This window comes from Ruegeria sp. CG4 (genome assembly GCF_056537185.1).
In genome coordinates, this window is sequence record NZ_JBQFRB010000020.1 from 1 (window position 1) to 1,761 (window position 1,761).

General features: G+C 54.7%; 1 protein-coding gene. It reads left to right on the top strand.

The genetic code is table 11. The features are described 5' to 3' along the window. Positions 1-1,761, top strand: a 1,761-nt coding sequence (locus tag ACR0J2_RS24040) for an adenylate/guanylate cyclase domain-containing protein (RefSeq protein WP_480814109.1), incomplete at both ends; no start/stop codon positions are given.

Sequence of the window (1,761 nt, forward strand, 5' to 3'; positions counted from 1 at the left end):
AAACACTTAGCGACCAGTATTAAACAGAAAGGAGGACAACACGTGGAGCGAAAGCTAGCGGCCATCCTGATTGCTGACCTTGTCGGCTTTACCGCTCGGATGGAGCGGGACGAGAAAGGCACGCTCGAAGTCCTTTCAGCGCACATTGACGATATTGCTGCTCCGCTTGTCGGTCGGTATTACGGTCGCATCGTCAAACAGATGGGTGACGGTCTGCTCGCCAGCTTCGACAGCGCAGTCGACGCCGTTTCCTGCGCGGTTGAATGGCAAAACGCATCAGCGGCAGGTAAGGACCCTCTCCAATTTCGTATTGGCGTTACTCTTGGGGATATAATCATGCGCGACGGAGATGTTTTTGGTTCCGGTGTGAACCTGGCGTCGAGACTGGAGCAGCTTGCCCCACCGGGCGGTGTGTTGGTGTCGGACGCCGTATATCGTGTGGTCGGAAATCGTATACCGGTTGCTTGGGAGGATGCTGGTCAGCACACAGTAAAGAACGTTGCCGAACCGGTACATGCTTGGCGCATTGGCGGGTCAAGCGCTGTATGCGCTAAACCGGATCGGCCTGAATCGTCAGGAACAGCCACTATTGCGGTCTTGCCACTGCACAACATGAGCGATGACCCCGAGCAGGCCTTCTTCAGCGACGGGATTGCGGAAGACATTATTGTGGGTTTATCGCGTTTTCGGACGCTTAAGGTTGTTTCCAGAAATGCGTCTTTCAGGTTCCGGACACAGGACACAGATCCGGCCAAAATCGCGGAGGCTCTCGGCGCTGATTACCTGGTTGAAGGCAGCGTGCGAAAGGTCGGCAGTCGCGTGAGAATCTCGGTACAGCTCGCTGACGCGGGTACGGGCACTCAACTCTGGTCGGATCGATATGACCACGAACTGGAAGACGTTCTGGCGGTTCAAGACGAAGTGGCTCGAAATATCGTCGCAGTGTTGCCGGGCAGGGTCCAGCACGATGTCGTCGACCGTTCGACACAGAAACCAACGGATCAGATGAAGGCCTATGAACTGATGCTCAAGGGCAAGGCGCTACGCGATGGTCTGAACGCACGAGATACGGCCAAGGCGAGAGCGTTGTTGGAACGAGCGGTCGCACTCGATCCGACCATCGCGCGATCTTATATGTATCTTTCAGATACATATGTCATAGATTTGTGGCTTGGGCTGGCGGACGCTGACGCACCGGCCCACACTTTGAAAATTGCCCGAAAGGGCGTGGCACTGGATAACCGGGACGTCTACATTCAGGACCAACTTGGTTTTTCCTATCTCTGTGCTGGCCTTTGGGATGAGGCAGAGGCACAATTCAACAAGACACTTTCCATGATAGAAAACGAGGCGGAGTCGATGGCATGGTGCGGCTACGCTTTCCTATTGCTCGGCTTGCACGAAAAGGCGCGCGAAGTAGTTTCGAAAGCGATGGCGCTGGACCCGCTACATCCGCCTGCCATCGACTGGATTATGGGGCAGGTCGAATTTTTCAACGGCAACTTTGAAGCAGCGCTTAGTTTTCTAATGGGAGCAGCGCGGCTTAACTCGTTGGCCACAGCATTTGTCGCCGCGTCCTACGCGCAGCTCAAACGGGAGCGAGACGCCTCTGACGCATTGCAAGAATTTGTTTCTGAACGTCACGATGAGTTCACAAGCCGAGGAATTGTGGTTGAGGATGATACGTTAGATAGCCTTGCTCGCGGGTTTCGGTCTATGTGGCGGCGACCGGATGATTTTAAACTTCTCACCAATGGGCTA